Raw genomic sequence first — 18,255 nt, 5'->3', positions numbered from 1 at the left:
TTAGGCCAACCCGGCACCCGGCTGACGAATCGAGACCAACGACCCGTCACCAAATGAGGCGAGAAGACCTCAGTGATTTAACAGGTTGGCTGGCGGGTAGAACTGCCAATTCCTGCAATTGCCCGTAGGTCCGTCCAAGAGGAGCGCAATGCGGCCGTCTACACCGATCTTCGTCCTAGGAAGCCCGCGATCTGGTACCTCGATGATGGGCGCCGTGCTCGGGAGCTCACCTGAAGTTCACCATCTTGACGAACTGGCTGGCTTCTACTTGGTGTGGAGGGACTTGCGTTGGGGCCGCGCGCTCGCGTCACACAAGAGGGACTACCAACATTTCCTTGCTCAAGCTACTGGCAACTACTATAGAACGGCACACGACGCCCCTTTCAGTTGTGATTCTTCCCCGTTAAACCTTCTTGTCGTCGAGGAGATTCGGGAGGCCCTCCCGGAGGCGCAGTTCATCTTGTGCTTTCGAGATGTGTCCGGAGTGTCAGCGAGTTTGAAAAGATCGTATGACCAAGGTTTCGAGTGGGCTGGGAGCGACATTTTTGAGCGTGTCGAACTGTGGCTCCGCTTCTATCGAAACATCGCCCGGCTGCCAGCCAGGAGCACGCGTGTGTTCCGCTACGACGAATTTGCATCTGATCCACGGAGCCGTTGGGCAGCACTGGCGTCTTCGCTCGAGTCCCTCGGGATTCCCTCCGTGGACCCGGCCGTTCTCTCTGTCTCGCATGCCTCCGGTGCAACACCGCGGCCAACCTTCGCCGAGCAGGACACCTCCGGGGGCTTGACGCTCAGTTCAGGACCGAGTGGCTCCGAGCCATGGCTGGATCTGCGAGGGGATCAGGAGGAGGCGGTTTCGGAAGTCCTCACCATGCTGGCAGCGCTTGAAGCAGACGGTGCGACGAACTTGTCCGGTTAGGTGTGATGTCCGGGAAGGTTGCGTGGAGTGGCATCCGCTTACCTTGCACACCCGGCCAGCTCCCTAGGACGATTAGGCTGCCGCCCACCCGTGTAACCACCATTGAAGGAGCTCTCGTGTACGAGCGCGCGCATCACGTTAACGTGTCGGGCAACGGGAACGCGGTCAACGTCGGCGGGTTGAGCAACTCTGCGACGGTGCACAACAATCACGGGACCCAGAGCGCAGTCGATGCGGCGGTCCATGCAATCCGTGCACTCGCGGCCGACGTCGACGGACCCGCAAAGATCGCTCTGGAGTTCGGCGCCGAAGACATCGAGTCGACCTCCGACAGGTCCCACCTGGCCGCATCGCTCCAGCGAGTTGAAGAGGTGGTCAAGAGTGTGAGCTCCACCGTCAGCACAGCGGCGGCCGCAACGTCGGCCGTGGGCGCCGCGATGAGAGCACTGGGCCTGTGACTGCCCCTCAGCCTATCCAGCAGCAGACAGTCCGGGTCGAGAAGGGGCAGCTCTTCGCCGCGAGCGGTGTATTCCAAGTCTCCCGCATCGATGGAACCCAGGTGATGGACCGGTGGTTCCGGTCGGCAGGTCCTGGATGCGTGTTCGTCGTTCTCGGCCTGGCCTGCTCCGCCCTGACGTTGGTGTTCTTATTCGCGGGGCTCTCCGTGGCGACCGCTGAACCGGGGACTACGGAATGGTTCGGGCAGATGGTCGCCGCATCGATGTTTGTTGGCCCGTGTCTCGTCATGGCGATCGTCTTCTTCGTGAACCATGTGAAGGCGCGGCCCAAGACCACGCACTGGCACGAGCTGGAGATCTGGATCAGCGGGACCCGGCACGTAATAGCGGCGTGGCATACGGACCCGTTGTGGGCGATCCAGAGCGAGATCGCCGCCGCGCAGCGGGACCTCGAGTACGTTGGGCCGCCGATCTATATCGGCCACGTGAACCAGGTGTCCGGGAACAACAATGCGATAAACTTCGGCGGTCACGGCAACAGTGTCCAGACGGGCGGCGGCGCAGAGACGTGATGTCCAGGGAGGTTGCGGATCGGGCTCGTTGTCGGCGCAAAATCCGCACGGTCGCGACCGTATCCGGGCACGGCTGACCGGCAGACAGCGCTTAGCCTGGTAGCGCTCGCCGCTTGGAGCTAGAGCCAGGAGGCCGTCTGGCTGAACCGGCAGGCCGACCTCATCTCCGCCCGCCTGGACCGTCTGGTCGAGCAGGCGCTCCTTGAGCCGGAATTGTGGATGGAGAGCATCACGCCCCCACCTCCACCAGGCACCGCACGGGAAGGCTGGGCGGCGGCGCTGCGACAGGTGCTGGCGTACCGCGACCGCTACCAGATCGACGACGCCACCGACCCGCTCGGGTCCGAAGCTGAGGGTGAACGCGGGGAGGCGTACTCGGTGGCCGCCAGAGGATTGCATACCATCACCCCGCCCGAGTCCGGCCGAAGCACGCCGACAGTCCCGCGTGGGCCGAGGCGCATCGAACGCGTGCCTACCGTTCTGGCCGAGGCCCGGAGCCGAAGCGAATACGTGCGCCGCCAGGCCGAGGAACGCGCCCGGCCAGACCAGACAGACCGGCAACGCGGCCACGAGACCAGCCGCGGCTGGTAGGCCTGGTCACCTAGTTCCGCCGTCAGGGTGTGGGCATTACAGCCGTCTGGACGCGGTCCGCGACTGACGCCGGCTCCTCGTGCTCCCAGAATCGCAGCACAGTCCAGCCCTGTTCTGAGAGAAACCGGCTCGTGTCGGTGTCACGGGCCATGTTTGTCTTGAGCTTTCGTATCCACCACTCCGAGTTCGCCCGCGGCTGCGTGGCATGGTCGGGACAGCCGTGCCAGAAGCAGCCGTCGATGAAGATCGCCACTTTTGCCCGTGTGAAGGCAACGTCGATTGTTCGTCGAGGAAGGCCGGGCACGGGGTAGGTAACCCGGTAGCGTAAGCCACGGGCGTGCAGGATGCGACGCAGGTCGAGCTCTGGCTTGGTGTCCTTGCGGCGTGCGACGCTCATGCGGCGGCTTGCGTCTGGGGTGGATGCACCGGGGTGCGGGTCGACGCGTGCCATGCAGCAACGCTATCGAGCGAGCGCATCCAGCGCGGGAGTCGAGCCTCGTAATCGAGCAAGTGGATTGGTCTGCAACTCGGCGACCGCTGGGCACGTGGTGCGCCGCAGTTCCCCGGCAAGGCCATCGTCGTCGAGTGCGTTCATGAACAGGCTGACGCGATGCAAGGACAACGAGCGTGCCGCGGGCGTATCTACGTTCGCCATGAGCGGCGGTGCGTCGAGCACCATGCCCACCCTGCCTGAAAGAAGTACTACGCCAATGCGACCTGCAGTCGCCGAAGTCCCTGTGCGGTACGGAGAAGGGCGTCGCCCTGACCGGCGAGGGACTCTGCGCCATTTTCATCGAGGATGATCCGACTATCGGTCGACGACTTGACGCGCAGAGCCAGCTGTGCCGGGAAATTTGAGCGGATCGTTGTCGAGATGACGTCGGCGCTGGGACGCTGGGTCGCTGCAATTACGTGGATGCCAGCGGCCCTTGCCTTCTGTGTCAGCCGCCTCAGCAGTTCCTCGATCCGCTTCTTGTCGTCCGGGTCGCTTGTGAGATCGGCGTACTCGTCGAGTACGACGACGATCCACGGCCACCGGTCGGACTCACTGACCTTCTCGTTGTACTCGACGAGCTTGCGGGCGCGTACGTCGCGCATCGCGCGGTAACGGCCTTCCATTTCTTCGACGCACTTCTCAAGGATCTCGATGGCGTCCTCGGGAAAGGTCCCGATCTGACCGTCGAGGTGCGGGGCGCGCTCGAAGTCGACGAGCTCGGTGCCCTTCGGGTCAACCAACCGGAGCCGGAGTGACCTCTGGTCGTACCGGGTCAACCCGCGCAGCATTGTCTCGAGCGCGACTGACTTTCCCGAACCGGTCGTTCCCGCGACGAGCAGGTGCGGTGAGTCCGCTGACGAGAAGTCGATGCTGACGAGTCCGCCAGAGATATCCCGGCCGATGGGCGCAATCAGGCGCCCCATGTCGATCGGGAGTTCGTCCCAAAGCCCTGCTGCATGGACGGGGTACTTCTCGTCGCCGATCTTGGGCACCTCGAACAGGATGGAGCCGCCGTCCCGCCTCCATCGGATGTTGTACTCGCCGGGGAGTTTCAGCGCTAGCGAGATCTCCGGGATCCGGCTGGTCACCTTGTCGAGCGTTACACCCGGCTGCGGGACCACGCGCAGCACGTAGAACCCGGGACCTTCGTCCCAAGCATCCGACTCTGGCTCACGGACCCGGACGCCGTGCTGGCCGAGCACGTCGAGAACCACCTCGTACCGCCGACGGAGGGTGTCGTCGCCGATTCCCAATGACTCGGGAGCGTCCGCGGGCAGGTGTCCGCCGGCCCCAGGCTCGACAGGATCGCTTGCTGCCGTCGCGTCGCCTACGCCGTGAGCGAGCGTAAAGGGTGCAACGACGGGTATCGGCTCGGCGATGCCGGAGGAGCCGACGTCGTTCGGAATTCCCACGATCGGGTCGGAGCTTGCGGAGCCAGAGGGGTCGGCTTCGGCGATCAGGAGTGAGATGAGGCGCTGCAGCTCCGGCTTGTGCAGCCGAAGCAGGTCGTGCGCACCGAGCGCGGCCAGTCCCGGTGCAGGCGTCTCCTGCGCGGAGGCGATCGCGACAGCAACGCCTCGCACTTCTGTGAGCCTAACTTGACCACTGCGAAGTGCGCCGAGAATCAGCTCGTCGACCTGGGAGAAGTCGGGCCCGAGTCGCCTCCGCGCAGGCAGGTCGGCTGCACGGATCACTCGATGACTCGTCTGTTCAATCGCCGCTGCAAGTTCCTGAAGCCAGAACGTTCGGTCGTCCGGGGCGTCGTCGCCCGAACGGAAAGCAGCAGCACACAGGTCCGTCGTCCGATCGAGCTGCGCCTTCGCCGACCCGAGGTCGTAGTCCTGCCGGAACTTTGACTCTGCAACGAGGATCTGCATATCGACGGTTCGGTCGTCACAGACCGTCAGCACGAAGCGCCCGAGGTCGGCGCGATCCCCCCGACCGAACCAATGCTGGTGCTCGTCGAAGCTGATCCACGCCTCGATGCCTGAGTGATCGTGGGGGACGGGGAACCGTTGTGAGAGCGCGAACCGTGTCGCTACGAGGCCAACGATCTCGTTCACCGTCGTGCCAATGCCCAGCGAGCGCAGTACCGCACCAGGAGCGACGTTCCTACCGACGTCGTAGAGACGCCGGGCGACGTCCTCGGCTTCCCGTTCAGCCACGACGCCGATCTCGAGAAGCCGACGCCGGAGGCGCTGGACGACCAGCTTCCTCCCCGACTCCGAGCTGACGATGAGCGTGTAGGCCTCGTTCTTGCCGACCGCCGGCTTCACCAGGATCACGTCGGGCCGGTTGTCGAGGGCGTCGATCTGATCCCGTCCAATGAACGAGTCGAGCGTCACGACCCAGTGGGCAACCTCATGCAGGGAGCTGAACAGTTGCTGGTGCCGGTCGAACTTGACCTGCATTTCGAAGTAGTCGGTGTTTGAGGTCCTGGCCCGGTCGACGGCCGACTGCGTCTCGTGGCGGACGCAAAGCGTCGACCAGGTCTCAAGGACCCGGTCCGCGTTGGCTGGTCCGGGTAGCAGCTCCCGCACGACGTTAGTGCTTGACTCATCGAGCTCGTGCGTCGACTTGTCGATCCAGGCGTCGTAATTCCTGGGCCGGGGGCTGTCAGACTCTCGCGTGCGGATGTTCAGGCTTGTGCGTGTACCGAAGAGCGCCGGCGCCAGTGCGACATCGACCTCGTCCTTGAGAGCCTCAAGGTTGGCTTGCTCGTCGGGGTGCCATGACTGCAGGACGAGCTGGACGTCGGGCAGGAAACGCTCGTCGGCGACGTCGTCGGTCGCGAGCTCCGCATCGAACGCCTGGATGATCTCGTGGTGCGCAAGCTCGGGAGCCAGGACGATGAGGTTGAGCCTAAGTCTTGGGCTGCGCGCCCGAACACGCTTCGCAACGCGAATCGGAAGACGTGGATCTCCGTTCCCGTCCAGGAGCAGCACGGACAGGCCGTCGAGCTTGTGCGGGTAGGTGTCTATGTACGACTGGATGACGCGGATCATCTCGTCGATCGCCGCGTCGTCCACTGCCGCGAGCCACTCTCGCGACTCCTGTCCGGCATGCCGCACAGGCACGTACTCCTCGTGACCGGCGGACTCACGGACGGGGATCGCAACGGTCTCGTTCGGACCAACGGTGAGCGGGGGAGTCCCATGGGGCGAGACCCGGTCGAGCGACTGGAAAAACAGGTCGGAGTTCTCGGGGTTAAGAACCAGCTTCGACGCGAGCGCGTTGCTGAGGTGCTGCGACATCTCCTCGTAGTGGCGTGCGAGCCAGCGCAGTCGCAGCGGGTGAGTCGCGAGCATCAAGAGACGATTGCCGGAGATCTGCACGATGTCGCTCAGGACGACCTGCGCGAGATCCTTGTTGGGCGCGTTGGCGGGAATGAGATCGGTTCGGGCCCGATCGATCACGTCACTCCACTCACGGAAGTAGTGGTCGAGTGCGGAAACGGTCAGACCGTTCGACCACCGCTTGAAGTGGGTTAGCCGGAGACCGCGCAACGCCGCGCTAACGTCTCCGAGATCGAGCACCGTGGCTTGTCGGTCCCATGTGTCGGGGTCAGTGAACCTGTCGAACCACGAGTCGAAGTCGTCCTCGGAGTCCTCACCTGGGGCTGTCTCGTAACCATTAGTCAGGGCGGCGACGGCTATCTGACCGGTGGTGTTCCGGGGATCCCACCGGAACCGGCGGAAACCAGAGCCTTCCATCTCGACGACGAATCGGAGCGGAGCCCACGCGGCTTCGACGTCGAAGGGGTCTCCGTCGGCGGGAGGGGCGGGCCGCGTCGTGCTGGTGAGTTCCGTGGGAAGTTCGAGGGCGAGGCGCCCGCCGCATGCCGACTCCTGGATGTCTTGGAGGACGCCGCCATAGAGGAAGGCGAACAGCCATCGAGTCCACGTACCGGTCTCGACGGTGCCCTCGAGGCGGATGCTGACGGTCCCGCTGTCCTCGTCATCGAAGATGATGAGGGCATGGAGAAGTGCGCGAAGCGGGTCGTCGGTTACCTGCGCATCGGGGACTGCAACCTTTTCAACGCGTCGCCTCAGAGGCTTCCCGAGCAGGTCGGCTAATCGGGGTGAATCGCCCGGCGTCTCAGCGTTCAGTAGCCGTTCAGCTGCACCTTGGTCGCTCTGGTCCAGCTCGACCTCGACGTCGAGGGAGTCGAACTCACCGATACGTTCAGGTGCGGACTTCTCCAGCATCGCTCGGACCTGGCCACCAAGGCCGACGCGGGCAGTTTCCCGCTCGAACAGTTCAAGCCAGAGTCCATAGTCGAGTCGGCGTCGCGCTACGTCGCTCTTCTGCATGACGAGCTCGCTCATCAGGGCGCGTGTTTCGCCCTGGTCGGCTCCTAGGCGTGACAGGTGCTCGTCGGAGAACGCCGCTGCGCCGATCCGAGCGAGGAGATCGTCCTCAGAGATGGTGGCGCCGGTTGGCTGCTCGTTCAGCGTACTCATGCGGGCGTTTCGCTTGATCCGCAGTTCAAGACTGTTCGGGTTCGCGAACAGGTCCCTGTCCGGGAAGAGCTCGAGTCCAGGCAACGCCTCCGCGATCGCTCGCTCGACGACCGCAGGCGTGCGGACCTCGGCCGCGACCAGGGCCTCGGCCACTTCGATGACGAAGAGCATCCACCGCCGCACGGCGGGCTGCCCCTCCTCGGATAGGGCGCTCCAAACGCGAGCAAGATAGTCGTGGAGGGTCTCCAGGGGCGCCCCAGTGCCGCCAACTACTTCCCAAGCGGTGCGCGTCAGCCGCCGTAGGCGGAGACCGGCTTCCTCCTCGACGTCGGGTGCGAGCAGATTGGCGCCGTCGAGCGTGCTGAACGCCGCGAGGCCTTCGCGGTCCCGGGGCACGTCCCAGTCGAAGACCAGCAGAGCGCCGACACGCTCGTTCCGCCAATATGTCAGCGTCTCGCCGGGGCCCAGGAGAAAACTCTCCGGGACGCCTTCGATCGGATCGCTGGTGCCGACCTTGACCACGATGCTCTGTGAGGGTGACGACGCAAGACTCGCCGCGATCTCGCACAGGGCAGCCTGGACCACGGCTTGATCAAAGCCAGCGACGCGGAGCGCGTGGCGTGCCCCGTCGGCCTGCTCTTGGACGGATTCGAGAGCAACCTGCGCGACGGCTCGTCCCAGGGCAACGTTTGCGGGGCTCATCGGTGTTCTCCGTGGACGATGCTCGTGGCGTCCGAATAGTGCGTGAGTAGGCCGGTCGCGAGTAGCCGATCGCGGAACGCCAACGCGTTCCGACCGAACTCTGAGCCATCGACATCGATTGTCAGGTCATGCTCACTGGCGGTGCGTTCGTCGATGACGATCCCGTACTCCTCGAAGACCCGGCGGCAGAAAGCATAGAATTCGACCTCGACTCCTGGCTTCAATGTTGCGGCGACCAGGGCCTCGAGCATTGGCGGCTTGAACGTGAAGTGTCGTTTGCCTGCAGTGGAGTTGAGTGCGCCGACGGCGGCCAGGGACTCGGAAAAGAACGACCGGGGTGAGCCTGTGCTCGACGTGCCCGGCCGGGCAAGGCGCTCGTACCTCTCACGTTCTACATCATTCTGGGCCTCGGAAGCTTTGAGCTTCGCGCGTTCGATGAGTGCGTTGACGATGTCCTTGCGGAATCCGTCAAGCGCGTTCTGCGATCGTCGACGGAGAGCGGAGGCGTCGCGGTTGAAGTCGACGAACACAACCTCACGGTCGAGGCCGAGAGAGTGGCGAGCGAGGTGTAGTTGATGCCGGGCAAGGCAGTAGGGGACCCAGTGCATCAGGCTTTCGATGCGAGTCGCCTTCGGGACACTCCCGCGGGTAACGATGTAATTGACGCCCCGCCGCAGATGCTCCGGCCATGGACTGAGGTGGTCAAATACAAGCGTCTCGCCCTCAGACTCGTCGGTGTAGACCTCATTGCTGTTCGGGGCGGAGTCGTGGGATTTCAGAGAGTCCGCTACACGCCCGAGGGGCGTCCGACTGTCACCAACCAGCTCGCGAAGACCAGCCGCCGTCGACTCCCGCCGCTCACCGTTGGAGTCGTTCCGAAGCACGTTGTAGGCCCAGCCGCCGCCATCCCGGAACGTGTAGCGCTCGATCCACGGGCCCGCCTTCCCGCGCCGGTAAACGGCGTCATAGTGGATTAGCTCGCCGACAAACGGGTAGAGATGTGCGTTGAACCACGTCGGAGCGTTCCGCCGTCCAGGGATCTCGACGAGCAGCGACGACGTGAGTGCATGCAGAGTGTCGAGTGCTTCGTCGCCGTCGACAGCGCCGGCGAGCGAGGATCTCTCAATTTCGGCACCGACCGCGATGCGGCGCGCGAGGTCGTGGGAAGAGCGCTTGTATTGCACGGGTTTGACGTCGGGGTCTAGCAGCTGGTCGGGGTCGAACTCAACAACGCCGCGGACGATCGCAAGTAGTTCCAGTGGCACGTAGAACCCACGCCCTTGTTGGGCAATGTTGACGCCGAAGAGATCCCAGACGACTTCTGCCTTGGCCCTGTCTGCCATCAGGCGTCACCAGACCGAATCAGATCGCCAACGTCGATCATCAAGGTGGACAGCTTCCCACCCACGAGGACTCGGATGTCCTCATCGTCGTCGGATGCGGACGTGAGTCCAGCGAGGGTGCCGGTGATGCCCCGGATCTCTGCCTCGTGCTGGTTCCCGCTTCGCAGACCGGCGGCCCAACGCTTCAACAGCTCGAAGCGGAGCATGCTGAGCGCCACGGAGACGGTCGTGCCGTCTGGGCCGGGGAGCCGGACGAAGACGGTCCTGTTGAGCCATTCGACCGCCTCGTTCAGCTCAGGGGTCGCCCCTTCGAGCGCCTCTATGTCCCACTGGGTGACCTGGTCAACGACGTCGACGGTCCGGTTCTTGATGCGGAGTGAGATGACTGCAGCGCGCGTTCGGTGCGAGAAAAAGGCAGGGTCGAGCACGAGGAACTCGGGAGCTTTCCCAGGGCGGTGGATGCCCTGAACAGCTTCAAGACCCTTCAGGACCTCGTCTCGTACGGAGGTGGGTGTCGCAGCTCGGCCACCACCGATCGCGACGAACGCGTCGCCAGCTGTGAGCCCGAGCCTTGCGAGTCGTCCGGTCGGCGGTGAATCGAAATAGTCGGTGCGTCGGAGAAAAACCATGAGGCTGCGGAGGCGCACGGCATCTCGCTGTGCTTCCTTGCGGCTAGTGGTGCGAGGCTGCCCATCCGAGCCAGGGACGTATGGCTTGAAGGCGACGTCGGCGATCTCAGGGTCGAGAGAGTCGTCGACCTTTCGGCGCGAGACGTGTCCGGGGTCGAGGCGTCGCAGCGCCGACATGGTGGGCAGCTTCTGCCGCTTCTGTCCGCTGAGCAGGTCGCCAAACAGCGCCTGGTGGTACAGGTACGGAGCTTGCCACGTGGAGTCTCGGTGGGAGTTGCTGTACCGACGCTCCACGTCCGCGCAGACAAGGCCACCAGTGATGGCGTACGACACTACGTTCAGGACCTGGCGAGTCGTGATGACTTCGCCTGTGCGTTCGGCTGTGCGGAAGAGGTCACGCACGGCGTTCCGCCTGTTCGTTCCCCGGACAGGGTCGGACAGTGCTGCGTGGTTGGCGAAGATCGGGCAAATCGCCTGCGCGTCGCATTCCTTGCAGATCTGCCACGAGCGCCTGTCCGAAGCCCAGGTGCGCACCGCCCAGTCGACGAGTCCTCCCGACTCACGCTCGGGAGCGACGGACTGGTAGTTAAGGTTGATCACGTAGAGCGCGCCGTCTGGGCTGCGCACGGCGCCCTGGTCGATGCCGCGAGCCAGAGTGTCCAGGATCGCTTTCGTCGCGTTCGACGTGTCGATCGAGATGGCGCTGCGCAACTGTCCTTCGTTCGCGCAGAGGATCGCGACGCCAGCATCAGGAGGGGAAAGCAGCTCGACGAGCCGGGCGGATGCGGCCTCTGGGGTGGAGGCGCTCAGGTCCTTGAGCACGTACAGCGGGCGGCCCTCACCGACTTTTGCGACAGGCTCTGTGCCGCCCCCGTGTTCAAGGACCTTCTGCCGTGCAACAGAACGGCTGTCACCGAGCTGCTCGAGCAGGCTCGCGCAGAGGCTCGTCTTGCCGTGCCCCGCGTCACCGGTGAGGACAACGGTACGTGTCTCGGGGAGAGCGACGACCTTCGCTAGGTAGTCGAGCGTCGCGACACGGAATGTTGGATGACTCTCGTCGGTGTGCTCAAAGACCCCCTCCTCGCCGCGACCGGCGTGAATGGGCTGGAAGCTCCGCAGCCGGGTGACAAGTTGGTTCCTCTTTACCGCCATAGCGTGCACATCCTTGGACCGGTCACCTCGGGCAACATTGAGATGCTAGCGGCAGGACCGGTGTAATCGTCGGAGTTCGTCCTCCACCTGGTGGGTGAAGTGTACGGAATCAGCCCGGCGGGGGAGGTCTAGCAGAGCGGGTATGCAACAGGCCCACGAAAGCTGCCTACCAGCCCAATTCCTCGAGTAGGCTGGCTCCTCGATGGCTACGAACACTCCCCACCCGCTGCGCGTCCGCAAGCGCCCCGACTTCGAGCAGGGGGGCGGGCGGCTGCGGGTAGTCGACCTGTTCGCGGGCTGCGGTGGGCTGACGCTGGGAGCTGCGCAAGCTGCCCACGAACGCGGCGTCGCGCTCGATGTGCCGCTTGCCGTGGACTTCGAGCAAGCACCGATCGACGTTTTCTCTGCCAACTTCCCCAAGGCACACGCGCAGCGCGCGGCGGTCGAGACGTTCTTCGACGGGGATGTTGGCGCACCTTTGACGGTCGTGGAGACGCAGACGGCCGAGACCGTCGGCGAGCTGGACCTTCTGATCGGTGGTCCGCCGTGCCAAGGGCACAGCAACCTCAACAACCACACCCGGCGTGACGACCCGAAGAACCGGCTGTACCTGAGGATGGCGCGCGCCGCGGAAGTGCTGCGACCACGCGTGCTGGTAGTGGAGAACGTTCCAGCGGTGGTTCACGACCGGCAGCAGGTTGTCGAAGTGGCGAGGGAGCACCTCACGTCGATTGGATACACCGTGGCTACAGCCGTGGTGGAACTGGTGCGCCTCGGGATCCCGCAAACGCGACGGCGCCACATCATGCTGGCGGTGCGCGCGGACGCGCTCCCCCAGGGAGAGTCGGTCGACACAATCCTCCAGCTCGGCGAAGGTGCCGTCCACGATCTTCGATGGGCAATCCAGGATCTGGAGAACGTTCCTCCTGAGCACTGGTTCGACAAGCCCTCGCGCGCGAACAGTGAGAACCAGGCTCGGATCGACTGGCTGCACGACAACGGTCAGTTCAACCTGCCCAACGCACGCCGGCCGGTTTGCCACCAGGGGAAGCACTCGTACGTGTCGATGTATGGACGCTTGAGCTGGGATCAGCCTGCTCAGACGATGACAAGCGGGTTCGGGAGCATGGGGCAAGGGCGGTATGTCCACCCGTCCCAGCGTCGCACCCTGACACCTCACGAGGCAGCACGCATCCAGGGCTTCCCGGACTACTTCCGGTTCGATTCGACGGTGACGCGGACGCAACTGTCGGTCATCATCGGCAACGCAGTACCGCCCGCGCTGAGTCGTGTCCTCGCTTCGCGCTTGTTTGATGCGGGCGTGCTGGATGAAGGCGCTCGCGTGACGGAGCGGCAGGTCGCCGTGTGAGTCGCGTACCGCACGCTGGTGTCGATCATGTGTTTCGGTTCATTCGGCCCACCGGGGAGACTTCCAGGACTTTCGCAGTCCCCGGTCCCCTGGCGTAGGCACGCAACCATAGACGTCTATGGAGCCCCCTCAAGGAACGTCGCGACGTACCTCGTGTCCCAGGGATCGGGCTTGCCGGGGTCGTCTCGCTACGACCGCTACTTCGACAAGCGTCTGCAGGGCTGGCTGAGCCGGCCACGGGATCAATCTCCGAGGCGACTGGACCTCGGGCTATGAGGGCTACATCGCGATCCTGACCGACTGGAGCGAAGCGACCGGGTGGACGGCACACGTACTGCGGGCGGCTCTAGTAGACCCCAGCGCTGTCTACACGCGGCAATGAACCGCAGTTTCACCTAGGAGGGCCCTTGAATGTTGCCTACAGCGGGCTAGCCTATCCAGGTGACAGCATCCGCGGGGCGACTGGACCAGAATCACGATGTCACTTACGAGATGAAACTGAGCATGAATGTGCTCAATCATCTCGGCATCAACCTATATACGAACCTGCCCGCCGTTCTGTCAGAAGCCGTTGCAAACTCGTGGGACGCGGACGCGACAAGGGTCGAAATTGACATCGATCCCGTAGCGAATACCGTGACAATAACCGACAACGGAGTCGGTATGACCCCGGAAGCAATCAACAAGCGCTACCTAACGGTCGGCTACCAGCGGCGCCAGGATGCCGATAATCCTAACGGCGCGGTGACAGCGCGGGGCCGAAAGGTTATGGGTCGAAAGGGTATTGGAAAACTTTCACTGTTTTCCATTGCAAAGAAGATCGAAGTATATTCTTTGGCCGAAACGGACGAGGGTCCAATTTATTCGGCACTGGAGCTTGATCTTGACGTCATCATGGAGCACATCCGCGAGGACGGCGACACGACCTACAAGCCTCCTCCGATCCCCTATGACGAATCAATCGCACCTAACGACGGCTCTGGGACCGTACTGGTTCTCCGTGATCCACGGAAGGACCTTCGGCGCACAGCCAGCCATCTCCGACGCAGGCTTGCTCGGCGATTCGCGGTGGCGGCTCGCGATTTCGAGATTCGTGTCGACGGTGAAGCAATTGGACCAGCCGATCGCGACCTGGCGAAGCGGGCGCAATATCTTTGGGTTTACGGTCCAGAAGACTACAGGAAAGATATCGCGAAGATCGCCCCTGCAGGGGCCCGGATCAAACAGAATAGCGGCATAACGCCGCGCGGAGACCAGGTTCAGGGATGGATTGGCTCGGCCTTGGCGTCTACGGACCTTAAGCCAGACGGGCCCAATGACGAGAGCCTCAATAGGATCGCCATCCTCGTGAGGAGCAAGCTTGCTCAAGAGGACGTCCTTGAAGCAGCGGCGCTGGGGGGAATGTTCACCAAGTACCTAAGTGGTGAAATCAATGCTGACTTCCTAGATGACGATCTTCAGGCGGACATCGCGACGAGCAGTCGTCAAGGGATCGTCGAGGACGATCCCAGGTACGAAGACCTCCGAGAGTTCCTAACCAGTCAGATTCGTTCTATCGGCACGGACTGGAGCAAGTACCGTGTCGAAGATGGCGCGGCTGCCGCAGTGCGCAGCGTGCCTGCGATTGACGATTGGCTAAAGACATTACGTGGCGACACGAAGAAGGCTGCGGTAGGATTTGTTGGCAGGATCTACGCGGCTTCTCTCGATAGCGAAAGCGCGGTGCAACTGCTAAGTAGTGGCGTAATTGCGTTCGAGCAGCTTCAGCGATCAAACCGCTTGAGTGTGATCGAAACCACGGATGACGCGAATCTCCCTGCTCTCGTCGCTGCATTTTCCAGCATCGACGATATCGAAGCGGCACAGTACTACTCAATCGTTTCTCAACGGCTGCAGATCATCGAAAAATTCGAGGAACTCACTGCCGATAACGCGCTTGAGAAGGTTCTGCAGGATTACCTATTCGATCACCTGTGGCTTCTTGATCCTGGCTGGGATAGAGCGACCGTTCCAATCATGGAAAAGTCCATCGCGAAACTGATCAAACAAGGGAAACAGTCCGATCGAGTTGACATCAAGTATCGGACGAGTGGCTCCGCTCACGTGATCGTTGAACTTAAGCGAGCAAAGCGGACTGTAACGACGCTTGAGCTTGCGGCTCAGATTGAAAAATATCGCGTTCCGGTACTTAAGGAACTGCAACGGGCGGATCCAGGTGTCGAGCTCCAAGTCGTTTGCGTTCTAGGCAGGGAGCCATCCGACTGGGCAAACCCAGGGGGGCGACAGACTTCCAAGTCAATCCTGCTCGCTCAAAACGCACGCATCGTGCTCTATCAACAGCTGATTGCCAATGCCAAGAGCTCTTACGCCCAGTATCTGGAGGTCAATCAGGGCATTGGAAAGGTGCGCGAGATCCTACAGCGCATCGAGGACCAGATGACCGCGGCGATCTCTGCCGCGGATGGAGCGGTGGGTTAGCTCGCCGGACTGCCGAATCTGAGAGGTGAGAAATCCGCAGATCGGGGAACTTGGAGGAGTCCTCGACTTCAATCGAGTGATGATGGCCCACCGACTTCTAAGTAGCAGGACCGTCTAGGTCAAGGTCAAGGTCAGCATCAATGCGTTTCCGTGTCATCGGACGCGTCAAGTTCGCGAAGTGCGCGCCTCGCGAGGTCGGCGAGGGACTCGCCAGTTTGCGTCCGCCACTGTGCGGTTCCTTGAACCGCGACGGGACGGTCGCTCCAGCGGGCGGTCTCCCAAATGTGTGTGATGAGACCTGAGGGCGAGTAGGTCTTGCCGTCGGCCACCCAGAGGATGGGCTTCTTTCGGTCGGCGACCCATGTGGCGTGGCTTCGCCGAGGATCTTCTGTGAGCCACTCCTGTAGTGCCTCGGCCTCGGCGGCGGAGCCATGTGTCAGAGTCAGTGGGTCGCCCTCGGCGAGTACCGCTTTGTCGATGAGGATCTGGACTGCGGGAGGACGGCGTGTTTGCTGCGGCCTTGGCCGGCGGTACTTGTCATGGACCGAAGCGCTGCTCGAGCTGCTGAGTACACGGTTCACCAGATCACGGCAGCGATCGGCGTCCGAGCAGATCGACCGGATCTGGGAGCGCTCGCCGTATAGGTTGTCTATCTCAGCGGCAAGCGCGGGTAGCAGCTGGCCGACCAGCGGACCGATCTGGTTGTCCGCTTGCTTCCACCACTCGTCTTCGAAGTCAGGCTCTTCCATCATCTCAAGTTCGAGGCGCCGGAAGACCAGGTGACCGAGTAGGTAGGCCCCATTGTCGATGAGAGCAGCCCCACGCCCGCCGTAGTGTCGGTGCAACTCGTGGAGGCAGCGTCGCACGGATCGAATAACCCGCACTGCGTTCCACAACCGGTACACACTCGGTTGCGGGCGGAACAGCGCGTCGTACACGCCCTGTGGCCCGCGTTCCCACAGTGCGTCGAGCGTGGTGGCGATCTGGGCGGCGTACCGGGCGTCAGGGTGCAGACAGGCAAGCGCCGAAGCGGCTTCGACGACGGAGCACCCGGTGTCGGCCTGGGGTTCCAGCTCGCCACGTCGGATGCTGTATTCGAGACCGAGCTCGGTGCGCATATCTTCGGCGATGGAGGCCTGAACCGGATCCAGGGTGATGAAATCGCGTGCCTCGACACGGTTCTGGCGGTTGCTGCTCTGGGTGGCCTGTTTGGCGAACTGCTCCGCGCTGCCCGTCACAATGATACGGACGCTGACCTGGGCTGACCTGGCTTCCGGATCGGCCGCGACCGCCTCTGCTACGGACATTACGGTCTGGACTCCATTGACCACTCTGGCGCTGCGCAGGGTCAGCTCGATGGGGTTGCCCTCGGGTGACCGTATTGAACGCCGGCCAACTTCGGCCGACTCGCAGAGAATCGTGACGCCGTTGTTGAAATACCAGAAGTGCGCAGGCTCGCCGGTGAGGGTTTCGATTAGCTCATCGTTAATCGAGGTCCTGCCTAGCGGGTTGCGTATGCCCAGGTTGAACAAGCTTGAGCCGTGGGCGCGCCACTCGGCGACCTGAGAAGCGGAGATGACACCCTGGTACGACTGGTAAGGCGCGTTGACCGAGTACCACGGGAAGAGCTCGAGCTTGAGCTCGATTGGCGGCGGAGCGGTGTCGCTCCGGACCGACTCCCAAACGTCGCGAGCCAGAATGATCTTATGGTCGAGCACCTCACCGAACCGGTTGAACTCCCGTTGCTCGCCAACGAGTGCATCGGTGAATCCGTCGGTCACGTCGTCGGTCCGCATGAGGATGTAGACCTGGGTGACCGGAACCGCGCCCGATCGCAGAACGGTTGAAACTTGCGCAGCCAGCTGCTGGCCGCGCGGATTGAAGCCCGCGAAGTCCTGCTCGTCGATCAGCCGAAGGCCCGCACCGAGTTCGTGAACAGCCCCCCGATCACTGCGAGCCCGCCCGTCCTTGCTCCACTTGCTCTGAACCAAGTACACGTGCGGATCCGGTTCCTTCACCACCGCGATCGCGTCAATACCCTGGTCGCCCACACCGTCGATGACAGTCAACGCAGCGTCAGCGTGGCTGAATCCGGTGACCATGCGAACGGCTTGGGCGGTGAGCGCCCGCGACAGCAACCGTAGGTCGCGCTCTTCGGCGGGCCGGCCGTCAAGGTCGCTGGCCTCAATCAAGCCGGTGTCCAAGTAGAAGCGGCGCAATAGTTTCTCGACCTGGCGGACTTGCAGGTGAGCGTCGCCGGTCCCACCGTGGACCATCTTCGTCCATGTCGCATCCGGTTGGGTTTTCTCGCGAGACGTGCCGACTGGCATGGAACCAGTGCCCTTCCGCACCGTCTCGACAAACCGGTCCGGAGGCATCTGGCCACCGGTGACGTCCTCGTGCTGGACGTTGTGAATCCTCAGGGGAAGCCGGTGGCACCACTCGCGCATGAGAGGCAAGATCTGGCGGTCATGACCGTCGGCGTAGCTGAGCTCTCGGGCGACCCATTTGGACTCCACCGCTGCGGGCGTCAGCACGACAATGAACACGGCACACGTCACGATCCGTTCCGCGAGCTCCTCGTCGAACGAACGGCCGGTGGTGAGGTCGCCGTCATACCAGGTGTCGATCCCACGCGCGCGGAGGTACTCCGCCAGGCGGCGAACGTAGTCGACATCCGTGCGGCTGTAGCTGAGAAATGCGAACCCGGACACGGGGCCACGCTAGCAAGTCTGACCTGCATGGAAGCCGTGAACTGACGACGTGGAAGGAGGCGTTCGCAGGTGCCATCGCCAGAGCTGACGTGGAGCCGAGCAAGGCCACACGCTTCTCAACCGGGTGCATGGCTCGCGGCAGGAACCGGTACTGACCTGGCGTGCTCCTTGGCGACGTCGTCCAGCCTGCCTCAAGATGGCGACGACAATCGAGTCGTCTGCACGGGCTTGGGCAGTAATCGCGCGTACGTTGCCGGGCGGGAACAGGAAGCCGTAGAGCTTGAGGTCTGGATGTCGTTCCGCACGGCGCCGACCGTCTGCTGTCCTCGGCACGGCTCGATCTTCGTTTCCAAGGCCATGAGCATCCAG

At 63.1% G+C, this 18,255-nt stretch carries 12 protein-coding genes; 6 read left to right on the top strand and 6 right to left on the bottom strand.

Annotation, left to right across the window (positions count from 1 at the left end; genetic code table 11):
• Positions 1-148 precede the first annotated feature (148 nt).
• The 4 genes from AB0F70_RS13255 to AB0F70_RS13240 all read left to right on the top strand — a co-directional run bounded on the left by AB0F70_RS13255 (position 149) and on the right by AB0F70_RS13240 (position 2,540).
• Positions 149-919, top strand: coding sequence for a sulfotransferase (locus AB0F70_RS13255; protein WP_357448592.1), 771 nt, complete (start codon positions 149-151; stop codon positions 917-919).
• Positions 920-1,035: 116 nt separating this feature from the next.
• On the top strand, positions 1,036-1,377 hold the full coding sequence (locus AB0F70_RS13250) for a hypothetical protein (RefSeq protein ID WP_357448590.1): 342 nt from the start codon (positions 1,036-1,038) through the stop codon (positions 1,375-1,377).
• Positions 1,378-1,517: 140 nt separating this feature from the next.
• Positions 1,518-1,949, top strand: coding sequence for a hypothetical protein (locus tag AB0F70_RS13245; protein WP_357448588.1), 432 nt, complete (start codon positions 1,518-1,520; stop codon positions 1,947-1,949).
• Positions 1,950-2,168: 219 nt separating this feature from the next.
• Entirely contained in the window at positions 2,169-2,540 is a 372-nt protein-coding gene (locus AB0F70_RS13240) for a hypothetical protein (protein WP_357448586.1), read from the top strand.
• A 22-nt stretch (positions 2,541-2,562) separates the two neighbouring features.
• Here the strand turns inward: AB0F70_RS13240 and AB0F70_RS13235 are convergent, their stop codons facing one another.
• The 5 genes from AB0F70_RS13235 to AB0F70_RS13215 are packed head-to-tail and all read right to left on the bottom strand — an operon-like array spanning position 2,563 to position 11,325.
• Positions 2,563-2,991: a very short patch repair endonuclease gene (locus tag AB0F70_RS13235; RefSeq protein WP_357448584.1), complete on the bottom strand. Its 429-nt coding sequence runs from the start codon at positions 2,989-2,991 to the stop codon at positions 2,563-2,565.
• A 9-nt stretch (positions 2,992-3,000) separates the two neighbouring features.
• Positions 3,001-3,219, bottom strand: a complete 219-nt coding sequence (locus tag AB0F70_RS13230; protein ID WP_357448582.1) for a hypothetical protein — start codon at positions 3,217-3,219, stop codon at positions 3,001-3,003.
• A 23-nt stretch (positions 3,220-3,242) separates the two neighbouring features.
• The gene (locus tag AB0F70_RS13225; RefSeq protein ID WP_357448580.1) at positions 3,243-8,201 is read right to left on the bottom strand and encodes an FtsK/SpoIIIE domain-containing protein; all 4,959 of its coding nucleotides are present in this window, start codon (positions 8,199-8,201) and stop codon (positions 3,243-3,245) included.
• Entirely contained in the window at positions 8,198-9,544 is a 1,347-nt protein-coding gene (locus tag AB0F70_RS13220; RefSeq protein WP_357448578.1) for a hypothetical protein, read from the bottom strand. Before AB0F70_RS13220 ends, AB0F70_RS13225 begins: the two co-directional genes overlap by 4 nt.
• Complete coding sequence (locus tag AB0F70_RS13215) at positions 9,544-11,325, bottom strand: hypothetical protein (RefSeq protein WP_357448576.1); 1,782 nt, start codon at positions 11,323-11,325, stop codon at positions 9,544-9,546. The genes AB0F70_RS13220 and AB0F70_RS13215 overlap by 1 nt, the downstream gene beginning before the upstream one ends.
• 202 nt (positions 11,326-11,527) lie before the next feature.
• Here AB0F70_RS13215 and AB0F70_RS13210 point away from each other — a divergent pair, with 202 nt between their 5' ends.
• Complete coding sequence (locus AB0F70_RS13210) at positions 11,528-12,694, top strand: DNA cytosine methyltransferase (RefSeq protein WP_357448574.1); 1,167 nt, start codon at positions 11,528-11,530, stop codon at positions 12,692-12,694.
• 441 nt (positions 12,695-13,135) lie between these two features.
• Positions 13,136-15,172 carry an ATP-binding protein gene (locus AB0F70_RS13205; protein WP_357448572.1) on the top strand — a complete coding sequence of 679 codons (2,037 nt, stop codon included), beginning with the start codon at positions 13,136-13,138 and terminating at the stop codon, positions 15,170-15,172.
• Positions 15,173-15,309: 137 nt separating this feature from the next.
• Here the strand turns inward: AB0F70_RS13205 and AB0F70_RS13200 are convergent, their stop codons facing one another.
• On the bottom strand, positions 15,310-17,886 hold the full coding sequence (locus AB0F70_RS13200; RefSeq protein WP_357448570.1) for an AIPR family protein: 2,577 nt from the start codon (positions 17,884-17,886) through the stop codon (positions 15,310-15,312).
• Positions 17,887-18,255 lie beyond the last annotated feature (369 nt).

This window comes from Promicromonospora sp. NPDC023805 (assembly GCF_040639635.1).
Classification (GTDB): domain Bacteria; phylum Actinomycetota; class Actinomycetes; order Actinomycetales; family Cellulomonadaceae; genus Promicromonospora.
Note: the sequence above shows the minus strand (reverse complement) of the source record. Positions and strands in the feature narration are given on the sequence as shown.